Annotated in this window: 17 protein-coding genes; 10 read left to right on the top strand and 7 right to left on the bottom strand. The window is 69.6% G+C overall.

The window, feature by feature from the left end; genetic code table 11:
• Positions 1-26 precede the first annotated feature (26 nt).
• The gene (locus LUX31_RS29305; protein WP_235478306.1) at positions 27-2,372 is read right to left on the bottom strand and encodes an immune inhibitor A domain-containing protein; all 2,346 of its coding nucleotides are present in this window, start codon (positions 2,370-2,372) and stop codon (positions 27-29) included.
• Positions 2,373-2,797: 425 nt separating this feature from the next.
• Between LUX31_RS29305 and LUX31_RS29300 the strand changes: the two genes are divergently transcribed.
• A complete protein-coding gene (locus LUX31_RS29300) occupies positions 2,798-3,091 on the top strand; it encodes a hypothetical protein (protein ID WP_235478305.1) in 294 nt (97 codons plus the stop codon).
• An 80-nt stretch (positions 3,092-3,171) separates the two neighbouring features.
• Here LUX31_RS29300 and LUX31_RS29295 read toward each other — a convergent pair whose 3' ends face one another.
• Both LUX31_RS29295 and LUX31_RS29290 read right to left on the bottom strand, forming a co-directional pair.
• Positions 3,172-3,834: an RDD family protein gene (locus LUX31_RS29295; RefSeq protein ID WP_235478304.1), complete on the bottom strand. Its 663-nt coding sequence runs from the start codon at positions 3,832-3,834 to the stop codon at positions 3,172-3,174.
• Between the two features lie 110 nt (positions 3,835-3,944).
• Positions 3,945-5,444 carry an RDD family protein gene (locus LUX31_RS29290; RefSeq protein WP_235478303.1) on the bottom strand — a complete coding sequence of 500 codons (1,500 nt, stop codon included), beginning with the start codon at positions 5,442-5,444 and terminating at the stop codon, positions 3,945-3,947.
• 308 nt (positions 5,445-5,752) lie between these two features.
• On the opposite strand from LUX31_RS29290, the gene LUX31_RS29285 reads away from it, so the two are divergent.
• Positions 5,753-6,226 (top strand): SsgA family sporulation/cell division regulator, encoded by a 474-nt coding sequence (locus LUX31_RS29285; protein ID WP_105974374.1) that lies wholly within the window; start codon positions 5,753-5,755, stop codon positions 6,224-6,226.
• Between the two features lie 17 nt (positions 6,227-6,243).
• Here LUX31_RS29285 and LUX31_RS29280 read toward each other — a convergent pair whose 3' ends face one another.
• A complete protein-coding gene (locus LUX31_RS29280) occupies positions 6,244-7,644 on the bottom strand; it encodes an FAD-binding oxidoreductase (protein WP_235478302.1) in 1,401 nt (466 codons plus the stop codon).
• A 99-nt stretch (positions 7,645-7,743) separates the two neighbouring features.
• Between LUX31_RS29280 and LUX31_RS29275 the strand changes: the two genes are divergently transcribed.
• Positions 7,744-9,141: a tetratricopeptide repeat protein gene (locus LUX31_RS29275; protein WP_235478301.1), complete on the top strand. Its 1,398-nt coding sequence runs from the start codon at positions 7,744-7,746 to the stop codon at positions 9,139-9,141.
• Between the two features lie 31 nt (positions 9,142-9,172).
• Here the strand turns inward: LUX31_RS29275 and hppD are convergent, their stop codons facing one another.
• Positions 9,173-10,318: a 4-hydroxyphenylpyruvate dioxygenase gene (gene hppD / locus LUX31_RS29270; protein WP_235478300.1), complete on the bottom strand. Its 1,146-nt coding sequence runs from the start codon at positions 10,316-10,318 to the stop codon at positions 9,173-9,175.
• 137 nt (positions 10,319-10,455) lie between these two features.
• On the opposite strand from hppD, the gene LUX31_RS29265 reads away from it, so the two are divergent.
• The 7 genes from LUX31_RS29265 (at position 10,456) to LUX31_RS29235 (ending at position 15,575) form a co-directional block, all read left to right on the top strand.
• Positions 10,456-10,932 carry an Lrp/AsnC family transcriptional regulator gene (locus tag LUX31_RS29265; protein ID WP_235478299.1) on the top strand — a complete coding sequence of 159 codons (477 nt, stop codon included), beginning with the start codon at positions 10,456-10,458 and terminating at the stop codon, positions 10,930-10,932.
• A 17-nt stretch (positions 10,933-10,949) separates the two neighbouring features.
• Positions 10,950-11,597, top strand: coding sequence for an ABC transporter permease (locus tag LUX31_RS29260; RefSeq protein WP_235478298.1), 648 nt, complete (start codon positions 10,950-10,952; stop codon positions 11,595-11,597).
• Positions 11,590-12,834, top strand: coding sequence for a betaine/proline/choline family ABC transporter ATP-binding protein (locus LUX31_RS29255; protein WP_235478297.1), 1,245 nt, complete (start codon positions 11,590-11,592; stop codon positions 12,832-12,834). Before LUX31_RS29260 ends, LUX31_RS29255 begins: the two co-directional genes overlap by 8 nt.
• Before the next feature lie 77 nt (positions 12,835-12,911).
• Positions 12,912-13,712 (top strand): ABC transporter permease, encoded by an 801-nt coding sequence (locus tag LUX31_RS29250; protein WP_235478296.1) that lies wholly within the window; start codon positions 12,912-12,914, stop codon positions 13,710-13,712.
• Positions 13,712-14,683 carry a glycine betaine ABC transporter substrate-binding protein gene (locus LUX31_RS29245; RefSeq protein WP_235478295.1) on the top strand — a complete coding sequence of 324 codons (972 nt, stop codon included), beginning with the start codon at positions 13,712-13,714 and terminating at the stop codon, positions 14,681-14,683. The genes LUX31_RS29250 and LUX31_RS29245 overlap by 1 nt, the downstream gene beginning before the upstream one ends.
• 86 nt (positions 14,684-14,769) lie before the next feature.
• A complete protein-coding gene (locus LUX31_RS29240) occupies positions 14,770-15,387 on the top strand; it encodes an ArsR/SmtB family transcription factor (RefSeq protein ID WP_235478294.1) in 618 nt (205 codons plus the stop codon).
• Positions 15,384-15,575, top strand: a complete 192-nt coding sequence (locus LUX31_RS29235) for a hypothetical protein (RefSeq protein WP_235478293.1) — start codon at positions 15,384-15,386, stop codon at positions 15,573-15,575. The genes LUX31_RS29240 and LUX31_RS29235 overlap by 4 nt, the downstream gene beginning before the upstream one ends.
• A gap of 260 nt (positions 15,576-15,835) precedes the next feature.
• Here the strand turns inward: LUX31_RS29235 and LUX31_RS29230 are convergent, their stop codons facing one another.
• Both LUX31_RS29230 and LUX31_RS29225 read right to left on the bottom strand, forming a co-directional pair.
• Positions 15,836-16,879, bottom strand: a complete 1,044-nt coding sequence (locus LUX31_RS29230) for a LacI family DNA-binding transcriptional regulator (RefSeq protein ID WP_235478292.1) — start codon at positions 16,877-16,879, stop codon at positions 15,836-15,838.
• A gap of 208 nt (positions 16,880-17,087) precedes the next feature.
• On the bottom strand, positions 17,088-17,879 hold the full coding sequence (locus LUX31_RS29225) for a S16 family serine protease (RefSeq protein ID WP_235478291.1): 792 nt from the start codon (positions 17,877-17,879) through the stop codon (positions 17,088-17,090).
• Positions 17,880-17,881: the final 2 nt, after the last annotated feature.

Genomic DNA, 17,881 nt, shown 5'->3' with positions numbered 1-17,881 from the left:
CACGCTCTGACCTGCAATTATGCGGATTACTTCACTGCGGGGCCTACCTGGACCGAGATCGTCGAGCCATCCTTGACCTCCTTGACGATCTTGATCTTGGTGTTGGTGTCAGTGACGTTCACACCCGCGAGCGGGGTCGCCGCGTCGTAGTAGGTGGAGGTGTGGTCGTTGAAGGTCCCCACGCCCTGCTGGGAGGCGACCTTCGTCTCGACGTCCGCCTTGTGAAGCGTCAGCGCGTCCGTGCGGGACAGGCTGAACGGGGAGTCGTAGGACTGGATGCGGTTGCGCATCAGCGTGCCGTCCGCCCACTTCAGCGGGGTCGGGTGCGCGTCCACCGGAAGGACCAGGCCGACACCCGGGTGCTGGGTGACGTTGTTGTCCTTCTGCGAGGTGTCCCACTTCCAGATCAGCAGACCGTTCTGGTACGGGAAGTGCTCGACCCACGACGGACGGGTCGTCGAGAAGCCGAAGTTGTACGGGCCGACCTTGAGGGTCTTGTCGTACGACACGTACTGGCGGTTCTCGGCGATGTAGTACTGCGGGTAGTCGTCCGTGATGCCCGCGCCGATGCGCGAGAAGCCCTTCGTCGTCCAGGCCGCGTCCGCGCTCTCCGCGTCGTCGGAGAAGACCGTCGCGCCGTCCGCGGTGACCGTGATCTCGTCGGCCGTGAAGCCCTTCTGGGAGACGCCGCCGTCCGAGGTGTAGCGGAAGCGCAGGGTGAACTCCTGGCCCGCGTAGGCGTCCAGGGGGTACGACAGCTTCTTGTACGCGTCGACCGTGCCGGTGAGCGCCGGCTTGCCGCTGCCGTCGCGCGGGATGGCCGCGCCGTCGACCGTGCCGTCCAGGGGCGTGTAGGTGGCGCCGCCGTCGGTGGAGACCTCGGTGTAGAGGTAGTCGTAGTCGGCCTCGATGTCGTACCAGCCGTCCAGGGTCAGGGTGGCCGAGGACTTTCCGGTGAGGTCGACCGAACGGGTCAGCGTGTTGGAGAGGTTGTTGTCGCTGCCGCTCCACCACTGGGTCGCGCCCTGCGCCGGGGTGACGACCTCGGTGGTGACCGTCTTCTCGGGCAGCTCGACGATGAGCGCCTGCGCGTTCGTGGTGTTGTACTCGGCGACGCCCAGCTTGTGACTGGACTTCGTCGCGGCCTTCGCCGTGTCGTAGTCGAGCCAGCCCAGCTGGAGCTTGTCCCAGGCGGTCATGTCACCGGGCAGGTTGCCGATGTTGTCGCCGCCGGTTCCGAGCCAGGAGCCGGACGACATCAGCGTCCAGAACCCGGTCGAGTTCTCACCGGTGTTGGTGGTGTCGTAGTGGTCCGGCAGACCGAGGTCGTGGCCGAACTCGTGGGCGAAGACGCCGAGTCCGCCGTTCTCGGGCTGGATCGTGTAGTCGCCGACCCAGATGCCGGTGTCGCCGATCTGCGCGCCGCCGAGCAGGTTGCCCGAGGGGCCGGTCGAGCCGGCGTCGGTGCCGAACGCGTACCAGCGGTGGGCCCAGATGGCGTCCTCGCCCTGCGCGCCGCCGCCCGCGGACTCGTCCTCACCGGCGTGCACGATCTGGAAGTGGTCGATGTAGCCGTCGGGTTCGTTGAAGTCGCCGTCGCCGTCGAAGTCGTAGCGGTCCCACTGGTCGTACTCGGCCAGCTGCGCCTTGATCTCCGCGTCGGTCGCGCCTGCCGCCTCCTGCGCCGCGACCCATGCGGTGACACCGTCCTGAACGGCGTACCAGGCACCGTCGTTGGCCAGGTTGGAGCCGTAACGGGCCTCGTTGTAGGGGACCTTGACCCAGTCCGAGACCGTGCCCTCGACCGAGTAGCGGCCCGAGGACTGCTTCTCGTAGTACTTCTTCATCGACTCGACGCCGTCGCCGGTGCCGAAGTAAAGCTCCTGGAAGTGCTCGGTGTTGTAGTCCGCCTGCCAGGCCGTGCTGTTGTCCTGCGTGCGGTCCGGCTCGGCTATCTCGTTGTGGAGCGGGCCGACCGTGCCGCCGTAGCGGCTGTCTATCTGGTCGCCGAACTCGACCAGGATGGTGAAGATCTTGTCGGTCTTCTCCCGGCCCAGTTCGACGTACTTGCCCTTGCCCTTGCCGCTCTTGAGCTGCACGACCTGCGAGCCGTCACGGTTCTTGGCCGTGGCCTCGCCGGAGATGACCTGGCCCAGGGCTTCCTCGCGCTGGGCCTCCTGGGTCTTGCTGAGCGGGCCGTCGAGGTCGTGCTCCTGCTCGGCGTGCTGCTGCTCCGCCGGGTCGTGCCGGTTGAGCGCCGCCGCGGCGCCCGCGTCGGCCTGCGCGATGGCGTAGGTGGAGAAGGTGGCGGCGGCTGTGGCGAGTGCCACGCCGACGGCCGCCGTTCGGAACGTCCAGGGTCTGCTGGTCACTTGAGGGTCCTCCCCCGCGTCCGTCCGCGCGGATGGGGGGTTCCCGGTTCGGAATCTGTCCGCGCGCGGTATTACGCGTGTAGTCAAGTGACGCAATTTGACTAGAGGTTCAGAAGAAAAGACAGACCTTGACTTGCACAGGTCAATTGCATTATGCGGAGTTGGCCTGCGCCTTATGTTCGCTATACGGACATCGGAGGCACGTCCGATCTGTCGCCCAACCGGCGCGCGGGCGCGTCCAATTGATGGACGCCATGACTCCGTGCGCCCCCTGTGCTCCGGAGCCGTGGGTTAGGTCACGCTTACTGCGCGTTCCACTCGGGCATGCACGCGATTAGAGTCGGTCGGCGGAACGCCGGATGTCCGGTGGAAAGCCAGGCCGACACGCTCCCCTCACCCCCGAATCCAACGAGGACTCGATTGCCATGCCTCGTCCGACTCGTCCGACCGCGCCGCGTCCGACCACCGCACAGCTCGCCTACGGTTCGTGCACCGTGATTCTCTCGACGCTCGCCATGCTGCTGCTGTCTCAGACGAGTTCGGGCCCGGGGGTCGTGCTGATCGCCCTCGTGGGACTCGTCCTGGGGCTGCTCGTCGCCATGACCGTGCCCCGCCCCAAGCAGTCCCGGGCGACCTCACAGGTCGTCGCCTCGTCGGCCGCCCCAGCGGCACCGCGCGAGCGCGTCCCGGTGGAGGCATCCTCGGTCCACCAGGACTGAACCGCCCGTACGGAAACGGCGGTTGGGCGGACCTGCATGTCGCAGGTCCGCCCAACCGCCGTTTCCGTCCCCGGGGTTGGTCAACTCGTGCTGACCACCACCGTCTTGGCCGCCTTGTCGTGCAGCCCCTGCTTGTACGGCTTGTCGAAGAAGCTCCAGCCGCCCGCGATCGCCGTCCAGATGCAGGCGCAGCAGAACGCGAACGGGATCCACAGCACGAGTGACCGGATGAGCAGGGTCTGCACGGAGGGCGTGGAGCCGTTGTCGAGGTTGGCCACCCGGAGCCCGAGCCACTTCTTGCCGAGGGTCTGCCCGGTCCGGGACATCAGGATCGTGTCGTACGCGATGTAGAGCACGGCGGCGATGAGCGACTGGCCGAGCGAGCGTCCGTACTCGATCTCGTCACTGTCGACCTCGTACTCGTTGACGTTGAAGCCCCAGGTGAGCAGCCAGACCACGATCCCGACGAGGATCATGTCGATGATCCGCGCGAGCACGCGTCGGCCGCTGTCGGCGAGGGGCGGCATACCCGCGAGGGGGTCACCGGCCCCGCCGTACGGATCACCGCCACCGGCTCCGTACGGCGAACCGGCACCGCCGCCGTACGGCGAGCCGCCGCCGGCCGGACCTGAGCTGCCGTACGGGTCTCCTGCGCCGTACGACGGAGGCGGTGGCTGCTTCCTGAACGGGTCGTCGTCTTCCGGTGGCTGCTGACCGGCGCCGGGGGGCGGTTCGCTGCTCATGGCCCGAGTCGACCGCGAACCGCCCGGCTCCGCATCCGGCGAGCGGCCGTCCGGGGTACCGAATCCGGTGATTCGTACGCCGCACCCGGCCGCCCTCTATCTGTAGGGGCTCAGCCTGCCACGAAGGTGTGCGCCGCCTTGTCGTGCCAGCACTGGCGCCACGGGCGGTCGAACAGGCACCACAGGACGCCCACGACACCGATGCCGAGGAGTCCGGGGACGGCGTAGACGAGCCAGCGGCGCAGGGCCAGGCCGAACGACGGGGGCTCGTGGCCCTCGATGTCCCGGACCTCAAGACCGACCAGCTTCTTGCCGAGGGTGCGGCCCCACTTGGCGGTGGGCCACGCCTCGGACAGGATCCCGGCGAGCAGCAGCACGGCGAGCACGATGCCCAGGTACAGGCCGGTCGTGCCGTCCAGCAGCCATACGGTCACGGTCTCGCCGGAGAGCTTGGCCGCGTCGATCTTGCCGGTGATGTGGTCGACGGCCATGGTGCCCAGCGGTACGGCGGCCGTGGCGGTGAGGGCGCCGAGGACCAGGGTGTCCACGAGCCGTGCCACGAGCCGCTTGCCGAGGCCCGCCGGACGGGCCGACGCCTGTCTGCGGGCGGCGGCCTGGAACACGTCCTCGACGGGCGGCTTCCAGGGCGCGAGGCGCGGTTCTCCGCCCTCCTCGGGCTCGGCCAGGCGGCCCACCTGCTGGGCCCAGGAGGGCTGGCCGCCGCCGGTGCCGGGGGCCATGGGCGCACCCGCGCCGGGACTGTTCTGCTGGGGGACGGCCGGGGTCGCGGGCAGCAGGGCGGGGTTGGCGCCCTGGGCCGCGGCCGCGCGCGCGGCCGCGGCCTTGCCGGCGCCGAAGCCACCGGAACCGGACGCCGGCGCGGGTGCCGTGACCGGGCCCTGCGCGCCCCCCGGCGAGCCCGTGCTCCCCGGCTGCGCGCCGTCGGCCCCGCTCTCACGCTCCGTGCGCGGGGAGAGCGCGCGGAAGGTCATGGTGCTCTCGGAGGGGACGGGGCCACGGGTGCCGGGAACGCCTCCCTCCGCGCCACCACCGCCACCGCCACCGCCACCGCCACCGCCACCGATGGCGGCCGGTCCGGGGGTGGGCCGGCGGAACACGAACGTGCCCGACTCGGGCACGTCACCGGCGTCCGGCTCGGCGGGCGGGATCGTCGCCGTGCCGTCCGTACGGGCCGAGTGCCCGTCCGGCTGGGCCGGAGGCTCGTTCGTCACCCGGGGGTCGGCCGCCGGGGAGCCCCAGGAGACCTGGCGGTCCCTGTTTCCGCCGAAGCCGGACTGGTGGGAGCGGTCGGCGCCCCAGGCGGACGCCGGTTCGGGCCGGCTGCCGTGCTGGGCCTCCGCGGGGGTCGCCCGGCGCGGCTCGGCGGCCTGCGACTGCGGCTCCTCGTCGAAGAAGTGCGGCCCGGTCTCCTCGACCCGCGCCACGGCCGACGCGCCGTCGGACGGCGCACCGTCGGACGGCGCGGGACGGCTGGTGCCCGGCACCCAGGCGGTGCCGTTCCAGAACCGGACATATCCAGGAATGGACGGGTCCGGGTAATACCCTTCGCGGGGCCTGTCGTCACCGGGGGCCGGGGTTGGGGCGCTCATGTCCGTCGTCCCGTATCTGCTCGGGGGTCATTTGGGGTGCCCCACATCTATCAGACGAGCGCACTCATGGATGCCCCTCGTGCCCTACCTACCTCGTTCGTGACAGCTTCTGCCATCTGTCGCGACGGGTCCGACACCGTTGGACACCGTTCGACATCGTTCGCAAGAAACATCTCCGAAAAACTTCCCGGAAACTCGCGTAATGCTGACGGCTCTCCGCCCTCTCTCCTCTTGCGGGCCCGACATGGACCCCGCACGACATGCACGACAGGTTCGACGAGAGAGGAAGTACCGCCATGACGCACGCCATGAACACCGTGGTGGAACGGGAACTGGAGCTGAAACTCATCCTGTCGCCGGAGCGGAGCATCCCCGTCCCGGCGCGGCTGACCTACCGCACCAACGATCCGTTCGCCGTCCACATCGCCTTCCACATCAGCTCCGAGAACCCCGTGAACTGGACGTTCGCCCGCGAACTCCTGGTCGAGGGGGTGTTCCGGCCGTGCGGGCACGGTGACGTACGCGTGTGGCCGACGAAGGTCGACGGGCGCAGCGTCGTCCTGATGGCGCTGAGTTCACCCGACGGGGACGCCTTGCTGGAGGCGCCCGCCGCTCAGGTGTCCGCATGGCTGGAGCGCACCCTCCGGGCGGTCCCCCCGGGCTCTGAGGCCGAGCAGCTCGGTATCGACGACGGCCTCGCCGAGCTGCTCGCACCCACCCCGGCCGATGACCTGTGGCTGCGCGACCCGTGGCCCTCGGACGAGTCCCAGGACGGCGAGTGACGCGTACCGCACAGGCCTCAGAACAACTTGCCCGGATTCAGGATGCCCAGCGGGTCGAAGGTCGCCTTGACCGCCCGCTGCATCTCCATGCCCACGGGGCCCAACTCCCGGGCCAGCCACTCCTTCTTGAGGATGCCGACGCCGTGCTCCCCGGTGATCGTGCCGCCGAGTTCCAGGCCGAGAGCCATGATCTCGTCGAAGGACTCACGGGCCCGCCGGGACTCGTCGGCGTCCTGGGCGTCGAAGCAGACCGTGGGGTGGGTGTTGCCGTCGCCGGCATGCGCGCACACGCCGATGGTCAGCTTGTACTTCTCGGCGATGCGCTCGACGCCCTCCAGCAGCTCACCGAGCCGCGACCGGGGTACGCACACGTCGTCGATCATCGTCGTGCCCTTGACCGCTTCGAGGGCGACCAGGCACAACCGCCGCGCCTGGAGCAGGAGTTCGGACTCGGCGGCGTCGTCGGCGGGGACGACCTGGGTGGCCCCGGCCGTCTCGCAGAGCGCGCCGACGGCGGTCAGGTCGGCGGCGGGGTCGAGGGTGTCGAAGGCGCAGAGCAGCAGGGCCTCGGTGGTCTCCGGCAGTCCCATGTTCGCCAGGTCGTTGACGGCCTTGACGGTCGTACGGTCCATCAGTTCGAGGAGGGACGGGACGTGACCGCCCTCCATGATCCGACACACGGCGTCGCAGACGGCGGACGCCGACTCGAACTCGGCGGCCAGCACCAGCTGTTGGGGCGGCTGCGGTTTCAGGGCGAGGACCGCCCGTACGACGATGCCGAGCGAGCCCTCCGAGCCGACGAACAGCCGGGTGAGGTCGTACCCGGCGACGCCCTTCGCGGTCCGCCGCCCGGTGGACATGAGCCGCCCGTCGGCCAACACCACGTCCAGGCCCAGTACGTACTCGGCCGTGACCCCGTACTTCACGCAGCACAGCCCGCCCGACGCGGTGCCGATGTTGCCGCCGATCGTGCACATCTCCCAGCTGGAGGGGTCCGGGGGGTAGTACAGGCCGTGTTCGTTGACGGCGCGGGAGAGCGTGGCGTTGATGACGCCGGGCTCGACGACGGCGATGCGGTCGACGGGGCTGATCTCCAGGATCCGGTCCATCTTCACGAGCGACAGCACGATGCAGCCCTCGGAGGCGTTGGCCGCGCCGGACAGGCCGGTCCGGGCGCCCTGTGGGACGACCGGGACGCGCAGTTCGGTGGCGACGCGCATCACGTGCTGGACCTGTTCGACCGTGCGCGGCAGGACGACCACGGCCGGGGTCCCGGCCTCGCAGAAGCTCGCCATGTCGTTCGCGTAGGCGGACGTGACGTCCGGATCGGTGAGCACCGCCTCGGCCGGCAGCTCCACGAGGAGCCGGTCCGTGAGGTTGCCCTGGGCTTCGTCGGGTGCGGCTTGGATACGGCTCATGATCTAAAGCGTCGCACCCGGGGCCATCGGTGTGAACCCCGTCCGCGCGGTGCTTTCGGTACGGGAATCTGGTCGTCGTACTGACGCAGAGTGAGCGCCATGGAGATGGAGAGAGCCCGCGTTCGTGTCCTCCCGCGCCCGCTGATCGCCGCACTCGCGGGGTGTGCGGTACTCGGCGGCGCCCTGATGCTGCTGCCCCAGGACCGGCCCGACTCACCACCGGCACCGGGTCCGGCGGCCCGCGCGGAACGGGCGGTGACCGCCGGGGCGCCCGCCGCCCTGCCCGACCTGGCGGCGCTCATCGGCGACCGCGAGTCATTCGTACGCACCCATCCGCGTGACGGACAGGCCTGGGCGCAGCTCGGCACGGCGTACGTGGAGCGAGGCCGGCGGACGGCGGACGCCGCCGACTTCCCCAGGGCGGAACGTGCGCTGCGGACGTCGATCAAGGTGCGCCCGGGCGGGAACGCGGAGGCGTTCGGCGCGCTGGCCGCGCTGGCGAACACCCGCCGTGACTTCCCGGCCGCCCGGAAGTGGGGCGAGGCGGCGCTGCGCGAGGCGCCGAGGCGCTGGACGTCGTACCCGCCGCTGCTGGACGCGTACACGGGCCTCGGCGACTACAAGGCGGTGCGGCGGACGCTGGGGCAGATGCAGGGGCTGCGTTCCGGGGCGGCGGTGCCTGCTGTGCTGGCGCGGGCGGCGGGCGTGTACCGGGACCAGGGCAGGCGCGAGGACGCGCAGGCGGCGCTGGCGGACGCGGCGGCGCGGGCGGCGACCCCGGCCGAGGAGGCCGAATGGCAGTACCGGGCGGGCGAGTTGGCCTGGGAGCGCGGCGAACCGACCGCCGCCCTGGACCACTTCGAGGCCGCCCTGCGCCTCGACCCCGGCCTGGGCTCCGCACGGGCGGGCGAGGGACGGGCGTTGGCGGCGCTGGGGCGGTCGACGGAGGCGGTGACCGCCTACCGCACGGCCCTCGCCGAGCAACCGTCTCCCCAATACGCGCTGGAACTGGGCGAGTTGTACGAGTCCCTGGGGCAACAGGAAGAAGCGCGTGCGCAGTACGCCGTACTGCGAGCCCGGGTCGCGAAGGAGCAAGCCGCCGGTGTGAACGGCGAGTTGCTGCTCGGGCGGTTCGAGGCGGACCACGGGGACGCGGAGTCGGCCGTACGGCGGCTGCGGGCGGAGTGGGCGCGGCAGCCGGGCCTCGATGTCGCGGACGCGCTGGGCTGGGCGCTGCACCGGGCGGGGAAGGCCGAGTTGGCGCTCGGCTGGGCCAGGCGGGCGACCGACAAGGAGCACGGCGGCGAGGTGCGCAGCGCGCTGTACGCGTACCACCGGGGCATGATCGAGTGGGAGTTGGGGCTGGCGGGGCCCGCGCGCCGGCATCTGGAGGAGGCGTTGCGGATCAATCCGTACTTCTCACCGGCGGGGGCGGTCGCGGCGAAGGAGGCACTGGCGGCGCTGGGCGAGCCCGTGGCGGCGGGCCCGCCCAACTGACCGCCGGCATCAGCCCGTTAGAGATTGCCGGTTACAGGTTGCCGCGCTTGTCCTGCTCCCGCTCGATCGCCTCGAAGAGGGCCTTGAAGTTGCCCTTGCCGAAGCCCATCGAGCCGTGTCGTTCGATGATCTCGAAGAAGACGGTCGGACGGTCCTGGACCGGCTTGGTGAAGATCTGGAGCAGGTAGCCGTCCTCGTCGCGGTCGGCGAGGATCTTCAGCTCGCGGAGGGTGTCGACGGGGACGCGGGTGTCGCCGACCCACTCCCCCAGGGTGTCGTAGTACGAGTCGGGGGTGTCGAGGAACTGGACCCCGGCCGCCCGCATGGTCCGTACAGTCTCGACGATGTCGTTCGAGTTGAGGGCGATGTGCTGGACGCCCGCGCCGCCGTAGAACTCCAGGTACTCGTCGATCTGGGACTTCTTCTTGGCGATGGCGGGCTCGTTGATCGGGAACTTCACCTTCAGGGTCCCGTCGGCGACGACCTTCGACATCAGCGCGCTGTACTCGGTGGCGATGTCGTCGCCCACGAACTCCTTCATGTTCGTGAAGCCCATGACCTTGTTGTAGAAGCCGACCCATTCGTTCATATGGCCGAGTTCGACGTTGCCCACGCAGTGGTCGATCGCCTGGAAGGTGCGCCGGGCGGGCGGTTCGACGAGGGGGGCCGCCGCCGCGTACCCCGGGAGGTACGGGCCGTCGTACCCCGTGCGCTCGACGAGGGTGTGGCGGGTCTGGCCGTACGTGGCGATGGCGGCGAGTACGACGGTGCCGTGCTCGTCCTTCAGCTCGTACGGTTCGGCCAGTGAGCGGGCGCCGTGGCCGACGGCGTACTCGTACGCGGCGCGGGCGTCCGGGACCTCGATGGCGAGGTCGACGACGCCGTCGCCGTGCTCGGCCACATGGCCGGCCAGGAAGTGGCCCCAGGGGGTGGCGGGCTTGACGACCGAGGTGAAGACGAACCGGGCGGAGCCGTTCTCCAGGACGTACGACGCCGTCTCGCGGCTGCCCGTCTCCGGTCCGGAGTAGGCGACGAGCCGCATGCCGAAGGCCGTGGAGTAGTAGTGCGCGGCCTGTTTGGCGTTGCCCACGGCGAAGACGACCGCGTCCATTCCCTTGACCGGGAAGGGGTCTGCCTGCCGGGCGGTGTCGGGAGTGTGGTGTGTGGTCTGCGTCATAGGTGAAGCGTCGCCCCGGGCTCGCAAGATGCGCAACAGTTTGCGCTGCGACTGGACATTCTGCTCAGCTGTAGGCCTGTACCTCCGGGCTTTCTGTACAGGATGACCATCCGCTCGAAGGACTTCGGGAGGCCGCTGTGACGATCGACGAACTCGACGGGCGGATCATCGTGCTGCTCGCGCGGGAGCCGCGGATCGGTGTGTTGGAGATGTCCCGGCGGCTGGGAGTGGCGCGGGGGACGGCACAGGCGCGGCTCGACCGGCTTACTTCGAATGGCGTCATCCGGGGGTTCGGGCCGCAGGTGGACCCGGCGGCCCTCGGCTACCCGGTCACCGCCTTCGCGACGCTCCAGATCCGGCAGGGGCAAGGGCCGGACGTACGGGCCCACTTGGCGTCCGTACCGGAGGTGCTGGAACTGCACACGACCACCGGCAGCGGGGACATGCTGTGCCGGCTCGTGGCGCGCTCGAACGCCGATCTCCAGCGGGTGATCGACCGGGTCGTCGGTTTTGATGGCATCGACCGGGCCGCCACGGCGATCGTCATGGAGAACCCCGTTCCGCTGCGGATCATCCCGCTGGTGGAGCAGGCGGCATCAGAACACACCGAGTGAGTTGAAGGGTGATGGCGGTGAACTTCTGGGAGTACCTCGGAAACCGCCATCAGCAGCTGCTCACGGACGCGTTCCAGCACGCCAGCGCCGTCTTCCAGTGCATGGTCGTGGCGACGGTCATCGGGATCACGCTCGGCGTCGTCACGTACCGCAGCGACTGGGCGGGCAACCTCGCGACCACGGCGACGTCGACGATCCTGACGATCCCCTCCCTCGCGATGATCGGCCTGCTGATCCCGATCGTGGGCCTGGGCGTGCCGCCGACGGTCATCGCCCTCACCCTCTACGGCCTCCTCCCGATCGTGCGCAACGCGATCGTGGGCCTGCGCGGTGTCGACCCGTCGCTCGTCGACGCGGCGAGGGGCATCGGGATGTCCCGCGTGGCGCAACTGGCGCGGGTGGAGCTGCCACTGGCCTGGCCGCCGATCCTGACCGGAATCCGGGTCTCGACGCAGATGCTGATGGGCATCGCGGCCATCGCCGCGTACGCGTCCGGGCCTGGGCTCGGCAACGAGATCTTCCGGGGCATCGCCTCGCTGGGCAGCAAGAACGCCCTGAACCAGGTCCTCGCCGGCACGCTGGGGATCATCGTGCTCGCGCTGCTGTTCGACGCGGCGTACGTGCTCGTCGGGCGGCTGACGATTCCGAGGGGGATCCGTGTCTGAGACCAGTTCCCATGGGGCCACCATCGAGCTGGAGGGTCTGACCAAGCGCTATCCGGGGAGTCCCCGGCCCGCCGTGGACAACGTCTCGATGGAGATCAAGGCAGGCGAGACCGTCGTCTTCGTGGGCCCGTCGGGCTGCGGGAAGTCGACGACCCTCAAGATGATCAACCGGCTGATCGAGCCGAGCGGCGGCCGGATCCGGATCGGCGGCGAGGACGTCACCGACATGGACCCGGTGAAGCTGCGCCGCAGGATCGGGTACGCGATCCAGTCGTCCGGGCTCTTCCCGCACATGACGGTCGCCCAGAACATCGCGCTTGTCCCGAGGATGACGGGCTGGCCGACGGGACGGATCAAGGCGCGGGTGGAGGAGATGCTCGACCTGGTCGGCCTGGACCCCGGCGAGTTCCACGACCGCTATCCGCGTCAGCTGTCCGGCGGTCAGCAGCAACGGGTGGGCGTGGCAAGGGCGTTGGCGGCCGATCCGCCGGTCCTGCTGATGGACGAGCCGTTCGGTGCCGTCGACCCGATCACCCGGGACCACCTCCAGGACGAGCTGATCCGGCTCCAGCACGAGCTGCACAAGACGATCGTCTTCGTCACGCACGACTTCGACGAGGCGATCAAGCTGGGCGACCGGATCGCGGTCCTGCGCGAACGCTCGCACATCGCCCAGTTCGACACCCCGGAGGCGATCCTCACCAACCCCGCCGACGACTTCGTGTCCGGGTTCGTGGGCGCGGGGGCGGCCCTGAAGCGACTGAACCTCACCCGCGTACGAAATGTGGAGATCACCGATTACCCGACGGTGGCCGTCGACGACCCGCTCCAGGACATCTTCAACAAGCTCCGGTCCAGCGGTACGAACGAGATCCTGCTGCTCGACAAGCGGCGCCGCCCGTACAAGTGGCTGCGGCGGGGCGACCTGATGCGGGCCCGGGGTTCGCTGGCGCGCGCCGGGACGCTGGTCTCCGACACGGTGACCCGGGACGCGACCCTGCGGGACGCGCTGGAGGCGGTGCTGACGGACAACGCGGGGCGGGTCGCGGTGACCGGGCGGCACGGTGAGTACGAGGGCGTCGTCGACATAGAGACACTGATGAACTCCGTGCACGAACTCCTGGATGCCGACCGGCTGGAGGCGGTGGAGGCGCAGCACGACCTGGAGACGGCACGGACGGACCTGACGCATGCCGAGCAGGAAGGGGACGGAGAGGGAGGGGAGGTGCGGGCGTGACCACTCCTACGGTGGATCCGGAGACGGAGGAAGAAGGAGAGGGAGGGGGAGGAGAGGGAGGCGGAGGAGAGGAGGCGGTGGCGGGACCGGGTCTCGGAGGGACTCCGGCGACCCCTCCCCCATCCGTCAACTCCCGCACAGTCAGGCTGAGTTGGCAGAAGCTGACGATCCTGCCCGGTGTCCTGGTCCTCGTACTGCTCGCGACCTGGCTGTGGTTCCGGCAGGCCGACCTGGACGCGATCTCCGAGAACGCGCTGTCCAACGGGCAGGTGTCGAAGGCCCTTTGGCAGCACATCGAACTGACGGCGATCTCGACGTTCTTCGTACTGGTCATCGCGATCCCGCTGGGCATCCTGCTCACGCGGAGGGCGTTCCGGCGGGCGACCCCGGTGGTGATGGCGGTCGCCAACATGGGTCAGGCGACCCCGGCGATCGGCCTGTTGGCGCTGCTGGTGATCTGGCTGGGCATCGGCCGGAAGGCGGCGCTGATCGGCATCGTGGCGTACGCGGTCCTGCCGGTCCTGTCGAACACCATCGCCGGCCTGAAGGCGAACGACCCGACACTCCTGGAGGCGGCTCGGGGCATCGGCATGTCGTCGCTGTGGGTGCTGGCCCGGGTCGAACTCCCGCTGGCGGTACCGCTGATCCTCGCGGGCGTGCGGACGGCGCTCGTCCTGAACGTGGGGACGGCGACGCTGGCCACGTTCGGCGGGGGCGGTGGGCTGGGGGTGCTGATCACGACCGGGATCACCAACCAGCGGATGCCGGTGCTGATGCTGGGCTCGATCCTGACCGTCGTACTGGCGCTGCTGGTGGACTGGCTGGCCTCGCTGGCCGAACTGCTGCTGCGGCCACGGGGGTTGGAGGCGGGGACGTGATGCGGCGCGGGCGGGCTGGGCCGGCTGTGGCCGGTTGCGTGCTCCTCGCGGCACTGGCGCCCGGCTGCGGCCTGACCAGCGGCTCCCCGATGGTCGACGACGTCGAACCGGGCACGATCGGCAAGGGGAAGCCGTTGAAGGGCGCCCAACTGACGGTGACGTCCAAGTCGTTCACCGAGAACCTGATCCTCGGCGCGATGATGGGCATCGCCTTCGAGGCGGCGGGCGCGGACGTGCTCGACCGTACGGGCATCCAGGGTTCGTTCGGCGCCCGCGAGGCGGTGAAGAAGGGCGACGCGGACGGCATGTACGAGTACACGGGCACCGCGTGGATCACGTACCAGGGCAACAGCGAACCGATCGCCGACCCGCACGAGCAGTGGAAGGCGGTACGGGACGCCGACCTGAAGAGCGGACTGACGTGGCTGTCCCCGTCGGCGCTGAACAACACGTACGCCCTGGCGATGAACCGGTCGAATTTCAAGGAGTACGGCACGAAGACTCTGTCGGCGGTGGCCGAGCTGGCGGCGACCCGCCCCAAGGCGGTGACGCTGTGCGTGGAGGGCGAGTTCGCCAACCGCGCGGACGGTCTGCCGGGCATGGAGAAGGCGTACGGCATGAGCCTGCCCGCCGGGAACATCACGCAGATGGACACCGGGATCATCTACACGCAGGCGGCGAAGGGGAGTTGCGTATACGGGGAGGTCTTCACGACGGACGGCCGCATCAAGTCGATGAACCTCGCGGTGATGGCGGACGACCGCAAGTTCTTCCCCAACTACAACGCGGCCCCCGAGATCAACTCGAAGACCCTGAAGAAGTGGCCGGCGATCACGAAGATCCTCGACCCGGTGACGGCGAAACTGACGAACGCGGTGGCCCAGGAGCTGAACGCCAAGGTGGATGTGGAGGGGGAGGATCCGCATCAGGTGGCGTTGGACTGGATGCGGGCGGAGGGGTTTGTGAAGTAGGCCTGTGGAATAGGCCCACTCTCTACAAAGGAGTGGTTGCAAAGAAACCCTTGCAACTATTCCTTTGCAAGGCTACCTTTGCAAGCATGCCGGAGCAGCCCGAAGACCCGACCCCCCCGACCCCCCAGGTAGTCGAACTCGACGCCCGCTCGCTGCGTGGTCTCGCCCATCCGCTGCGGATGCAGCTGCTGACCACGCTGCGGCGCAGCGGACCCGCCACCGCCTCCCAACTGGCCGCGAAACTGGGCGAGTCGAGCGGCGCGACCAGCTATCACCTGAGGCAGCTCGCCGCGCACGGCTTCATCGAGGACGCGCCCGAGCACGGCAAGGGCCGGGAACGCTGGTGGCGGGCGGCGCACGAGGGCGTGCGGTTCAACGACGCCCTGCACAGGGACCCCGACCCGGCCGTCCGTGGCGCCGCCGACCTGTTCATCCACGAGGTCGCGAACATCCACACCAGGGAGATCTCGACCTGGCTGGGCAACCCGAACGACTGGTCCGAGGCATGGCGGCGTTCCTCGGACCTGAGCGACATGACGCTACGGCTGACACCCGAGACCGCCCTGGACCTGATCCACCGGATGCACGAGCTCGTCGACAGCTACCGCGCCCAGGCCCCGGCCGAGGGCACCCCGGAAGCGGAGACGGTACGCGTCCACACCCATGTCTTCCCGACCCACGACCTGAGAGGACGCGCCCGATGAACCCCGCCGAGCCCTACCTCGCCCTCCACCACCTCCGAGCCGCCGACCTCCGAGCCGAGGCAGACGCCCACAGACTCGCCGCCACGGCCAAGCGCCCCACACCGGACCTACGCACGCGGGTCGGCTGGACCCTCGTAGAGGTGGGCCTGCGCCTGGCGTCGGTACCGCCGAAGCAGCAACTCGCGTAAGCGGACACGGCGAAATCCGCGACGCATCGCCCCCGATGGGGCCGCAGGCCCCCAAGGGGCGCGGGGAACTGCGCGACCAGCCACGACGGCGCAGCAGCAAACCACCACCCCCTCGCCGCACTCCCAGCAACGCACCGCCGAAATCCGCCACAGCTCAACAGCACCCCCTGACGGGGCCGCAGGCCCCATCAGGGGCGCGGGGAACTGCGCGACCAGCCCCCCACCGGCCCGCAGCAAACCAACAACCCTCCACGGCACCCTCAGCCCACCCGAGGCCGCCCGCTCGACTCCCGAACCACCAACGGCGGATCCACCTCACGCAGAACCCGCTCCGCAGACCCCGGGTTCGCAATCTCCTCCACCAGCAACCCCACCCCCTCCGTCGCCACCGCGTCGAAGTCCTGCGCCACAGTCGTCAGCGCGGGCTGCTGGAAACGGGCAGCCGGGATATCGTCCATCCCCACCACACTCACCTCGTCCGGAACCCGCCGCCCCCGCTCGTGCAACGCCCTGACCAGGCCGATCGCCATGTCGTCGTTCGCGACGAACACGGCGGTCATCGCCGAGTCGTCCGCCAGCCGCAACCCCGCCTCGTACCCGCTCGCGCAGGACCAGTCCCCCGCGACGGGCTCGACCACAGGCAGACCCGCCTCGCTCAGCGCCGACCGCCAGCCCTCCGCGCGGTCGCGGGACGCCCACCACTGACCGGGCCCCGAGACATGCCGGATCTCGGTGTGCCCCAGGTCGATGAGGTGCCGCGTCGCCACATACCCGCTGCGGTCCGACTTCTCCGCCGAGCGGATCCGCCGCGCCGCGACCAGCCCCGGAAACCGGCCGATGGTGAGAATCGGCACGTCCAGCCAGACCTTGACCGGGCTGCCCTCGTCGATCGCCTCCGACAGCACGATGCCGTCGACGCCCTGTTCGAGGAGGCTGTCGATGGCCTCGGCGGTGCTGTGTTCGTCGTCCTCGGTGGTGTGGGCGACGCTGACCGAGTAACCGAGCCGACGCGCCGAGCGCTCTATGGCGACGAGCATGGTCGTGGGGCCGTACAGGCGGGCGCCCAGGGAGATGACCCCTAGCCTCCGGCTCCGGCCCGAAGTCAGGCTGCGCGCCGCGCCGTTGGGGCGGTACCCGAGCTGCTGGGCCGCCCGCAGGACACGCGTGCGCAGCTCCTCACGGACGTACGGCTCGTTGTTCATCACCCGCGAGACCGTCTTCTGGGAGACACCGCTGAGGCGCGCGACATCGGAACTCGTCGCCGGGGCCCGCGAGATGCCGTCACGACCTTGAGTACCGGCCACTGAAGCCCCTTCCTCACCGGATGCGTCACCGTATGCGTCGTCGGACTGCGCTGTCAGAGAAACGTCGAAATCAGTGTACGACTATTGACGCCGCCTGAATCAGAGCCACAGACTCCGGCCTGACTACGCAGTCAGGCCGGAGTCTGTAGGGGCGCGGGGAACTGCGCGACAAGCCCCCACCGGCCCGCAGCCAAGGAACCGACCGTGCTCAACAACCAGGCACAGTCCCCTGCCCCGACGACAACGCCACCAACGCCCCAACCGCCCCCTTCAACGTCGTCACCGGAATCAACCGCAACCCCTTGGGAAGCTCAGACTCCGCATCCGAACACTCCGCCGCAGGCACCAAAAACACGGTCGCCCCATCCCGCCGAGCAGCCTGCGTCTTCAACGCGACACCCCCCACCGCGCCAACAGTCCCATCCGCGTCAATGGTCCCCGTACCCGCGATGGACCGCCCCCCGGTCAGATCACCCCCGCTACCGTCACCGTCCAACTTGTCCACGATGCCCAGAGAAAACAGAAGCCCCGCGCTAGGCCCACCAACATCGGAAAGCTTCAGCGAGACCTTGACCTTGCCGGAGTCCACGTCCAGATACTTCAGCGCCGCCTCGGCCGCCGCGTCCTGCGACTCCTTCATCTCGGCCGCGTTGTGCTCCTCGATCTCCTTGGTGCTGTCACCGCTCGGATAGACCGAGTCGCGCGGCATCACGGCCTGATCGGTGGAGAACCAACCATCAAGTACGTCACCGAGGCTCACGTGGGTGTCAGGACCGGTCGCCTCGATGGTCGTCATCCGCAGCTGACCGCGCGTCTCACGGACCGTCGCGCCGGTGATGGTGATGACCGGGTCGCCGTCGTTGTCGCCGAGAACGTTCGCCGTCATCCCGGGCTGCGCCAAGGCGAACGGCAACGGCGCGAACGCGGCCGTGGCGAGCAGGGCCACGACGGGCAGGGCACAGACGGCGACGGCCCGGGGGCGCGTGAGGCGAGAGAGCACGG

This window comes from Streptomyces sp. GQFP, assembly GCF_021545335.1.
GTDB lineage: Bacteria > Actinomycetota > Actinomycetes > Streptomycetales > Streptomycetaceae > Streptomyces.
The sequence above is the reverse complement of the archived record's forward strand: the minus strand, read 5'-3'. Positions and strand labels throughout refer to the sequence as shown.

Excerpts from the sequence above, each read along its gene's own strand:
- LUX31_RS29280 (WP_235478302.1), bottom strand. The coding sequence starts at position 7,644 with ATGAGCCGTATCCAAGCCGCACCCGACGAAGCCCAGGGCAACCTCACG.
- LUX31_RS29300 (WP_235478305.1), top strand. The coding sequence starts at position 2,798 with ATGCCTCGTCCGACTCGTCCGACCGCGCCGCGTCCGACCACCGCACAG.
- LUX31_RS29235 (WP_235478293.1), top strand. The coding sequence starts at position 15,384 with ATGAACCCCGCCGAGCCCTACCTCGCCCTCCACCACCTCCGAGCCGCC.
- LUX31_RS29290 (WP_235478303.1), bottom strand. The coding sequence starts at position 5,444 with ATGAGCGCCCCAACCCCGGCCCCCGGTGACGACAGGCCCCGCGAAGGG.
- hppD (WP_235478300.1), bottom strand. The coding sequence starts at position 10,318 with ATGACGCAGACCACACACCACACTCCCGACACCGCCCGGCAGGCAGAC.
- LUX31_RS29245 (WP_235478295.1), top strand. The coding sequence starts at position 13,712 with ATGCGGCGCGGGCGGGCTGGGCCGGCTGTGGCCGGTTGCGTGCTCCTC.
- LUX31_RS29295 (WP_235478304.1), bottom strand. The coding sequence starts at position 3,834 with ATGAGCAGCGAACCGCCCCCCGGCGCCGGTCAGCAGCCACCGGAAGAC.
- LUX31_RS29275 (WP_235478301.1), top strand. The coding sequence starts at position 7,744 with ATGGAGATGGAGAGAGCCCGCGTTCGTGTCCTCCCGCGCCCGCTGATC.
- LUX31_RS29240 (WP_235478294.1), top strand. The coding sequence starts at position 14,770 with ATGCCGGAGCAGCCCGAAGACCCGACCCCCCCGACCCCCCAGGTAGTC.
- LUX31_RS29285 (WP_105974374.1), top strand. The coding sequence starts at position 5,753 with ATGAACACCGTGGTGGAACGGGAACTGGAGCTGAAACTCATCCTGTCG.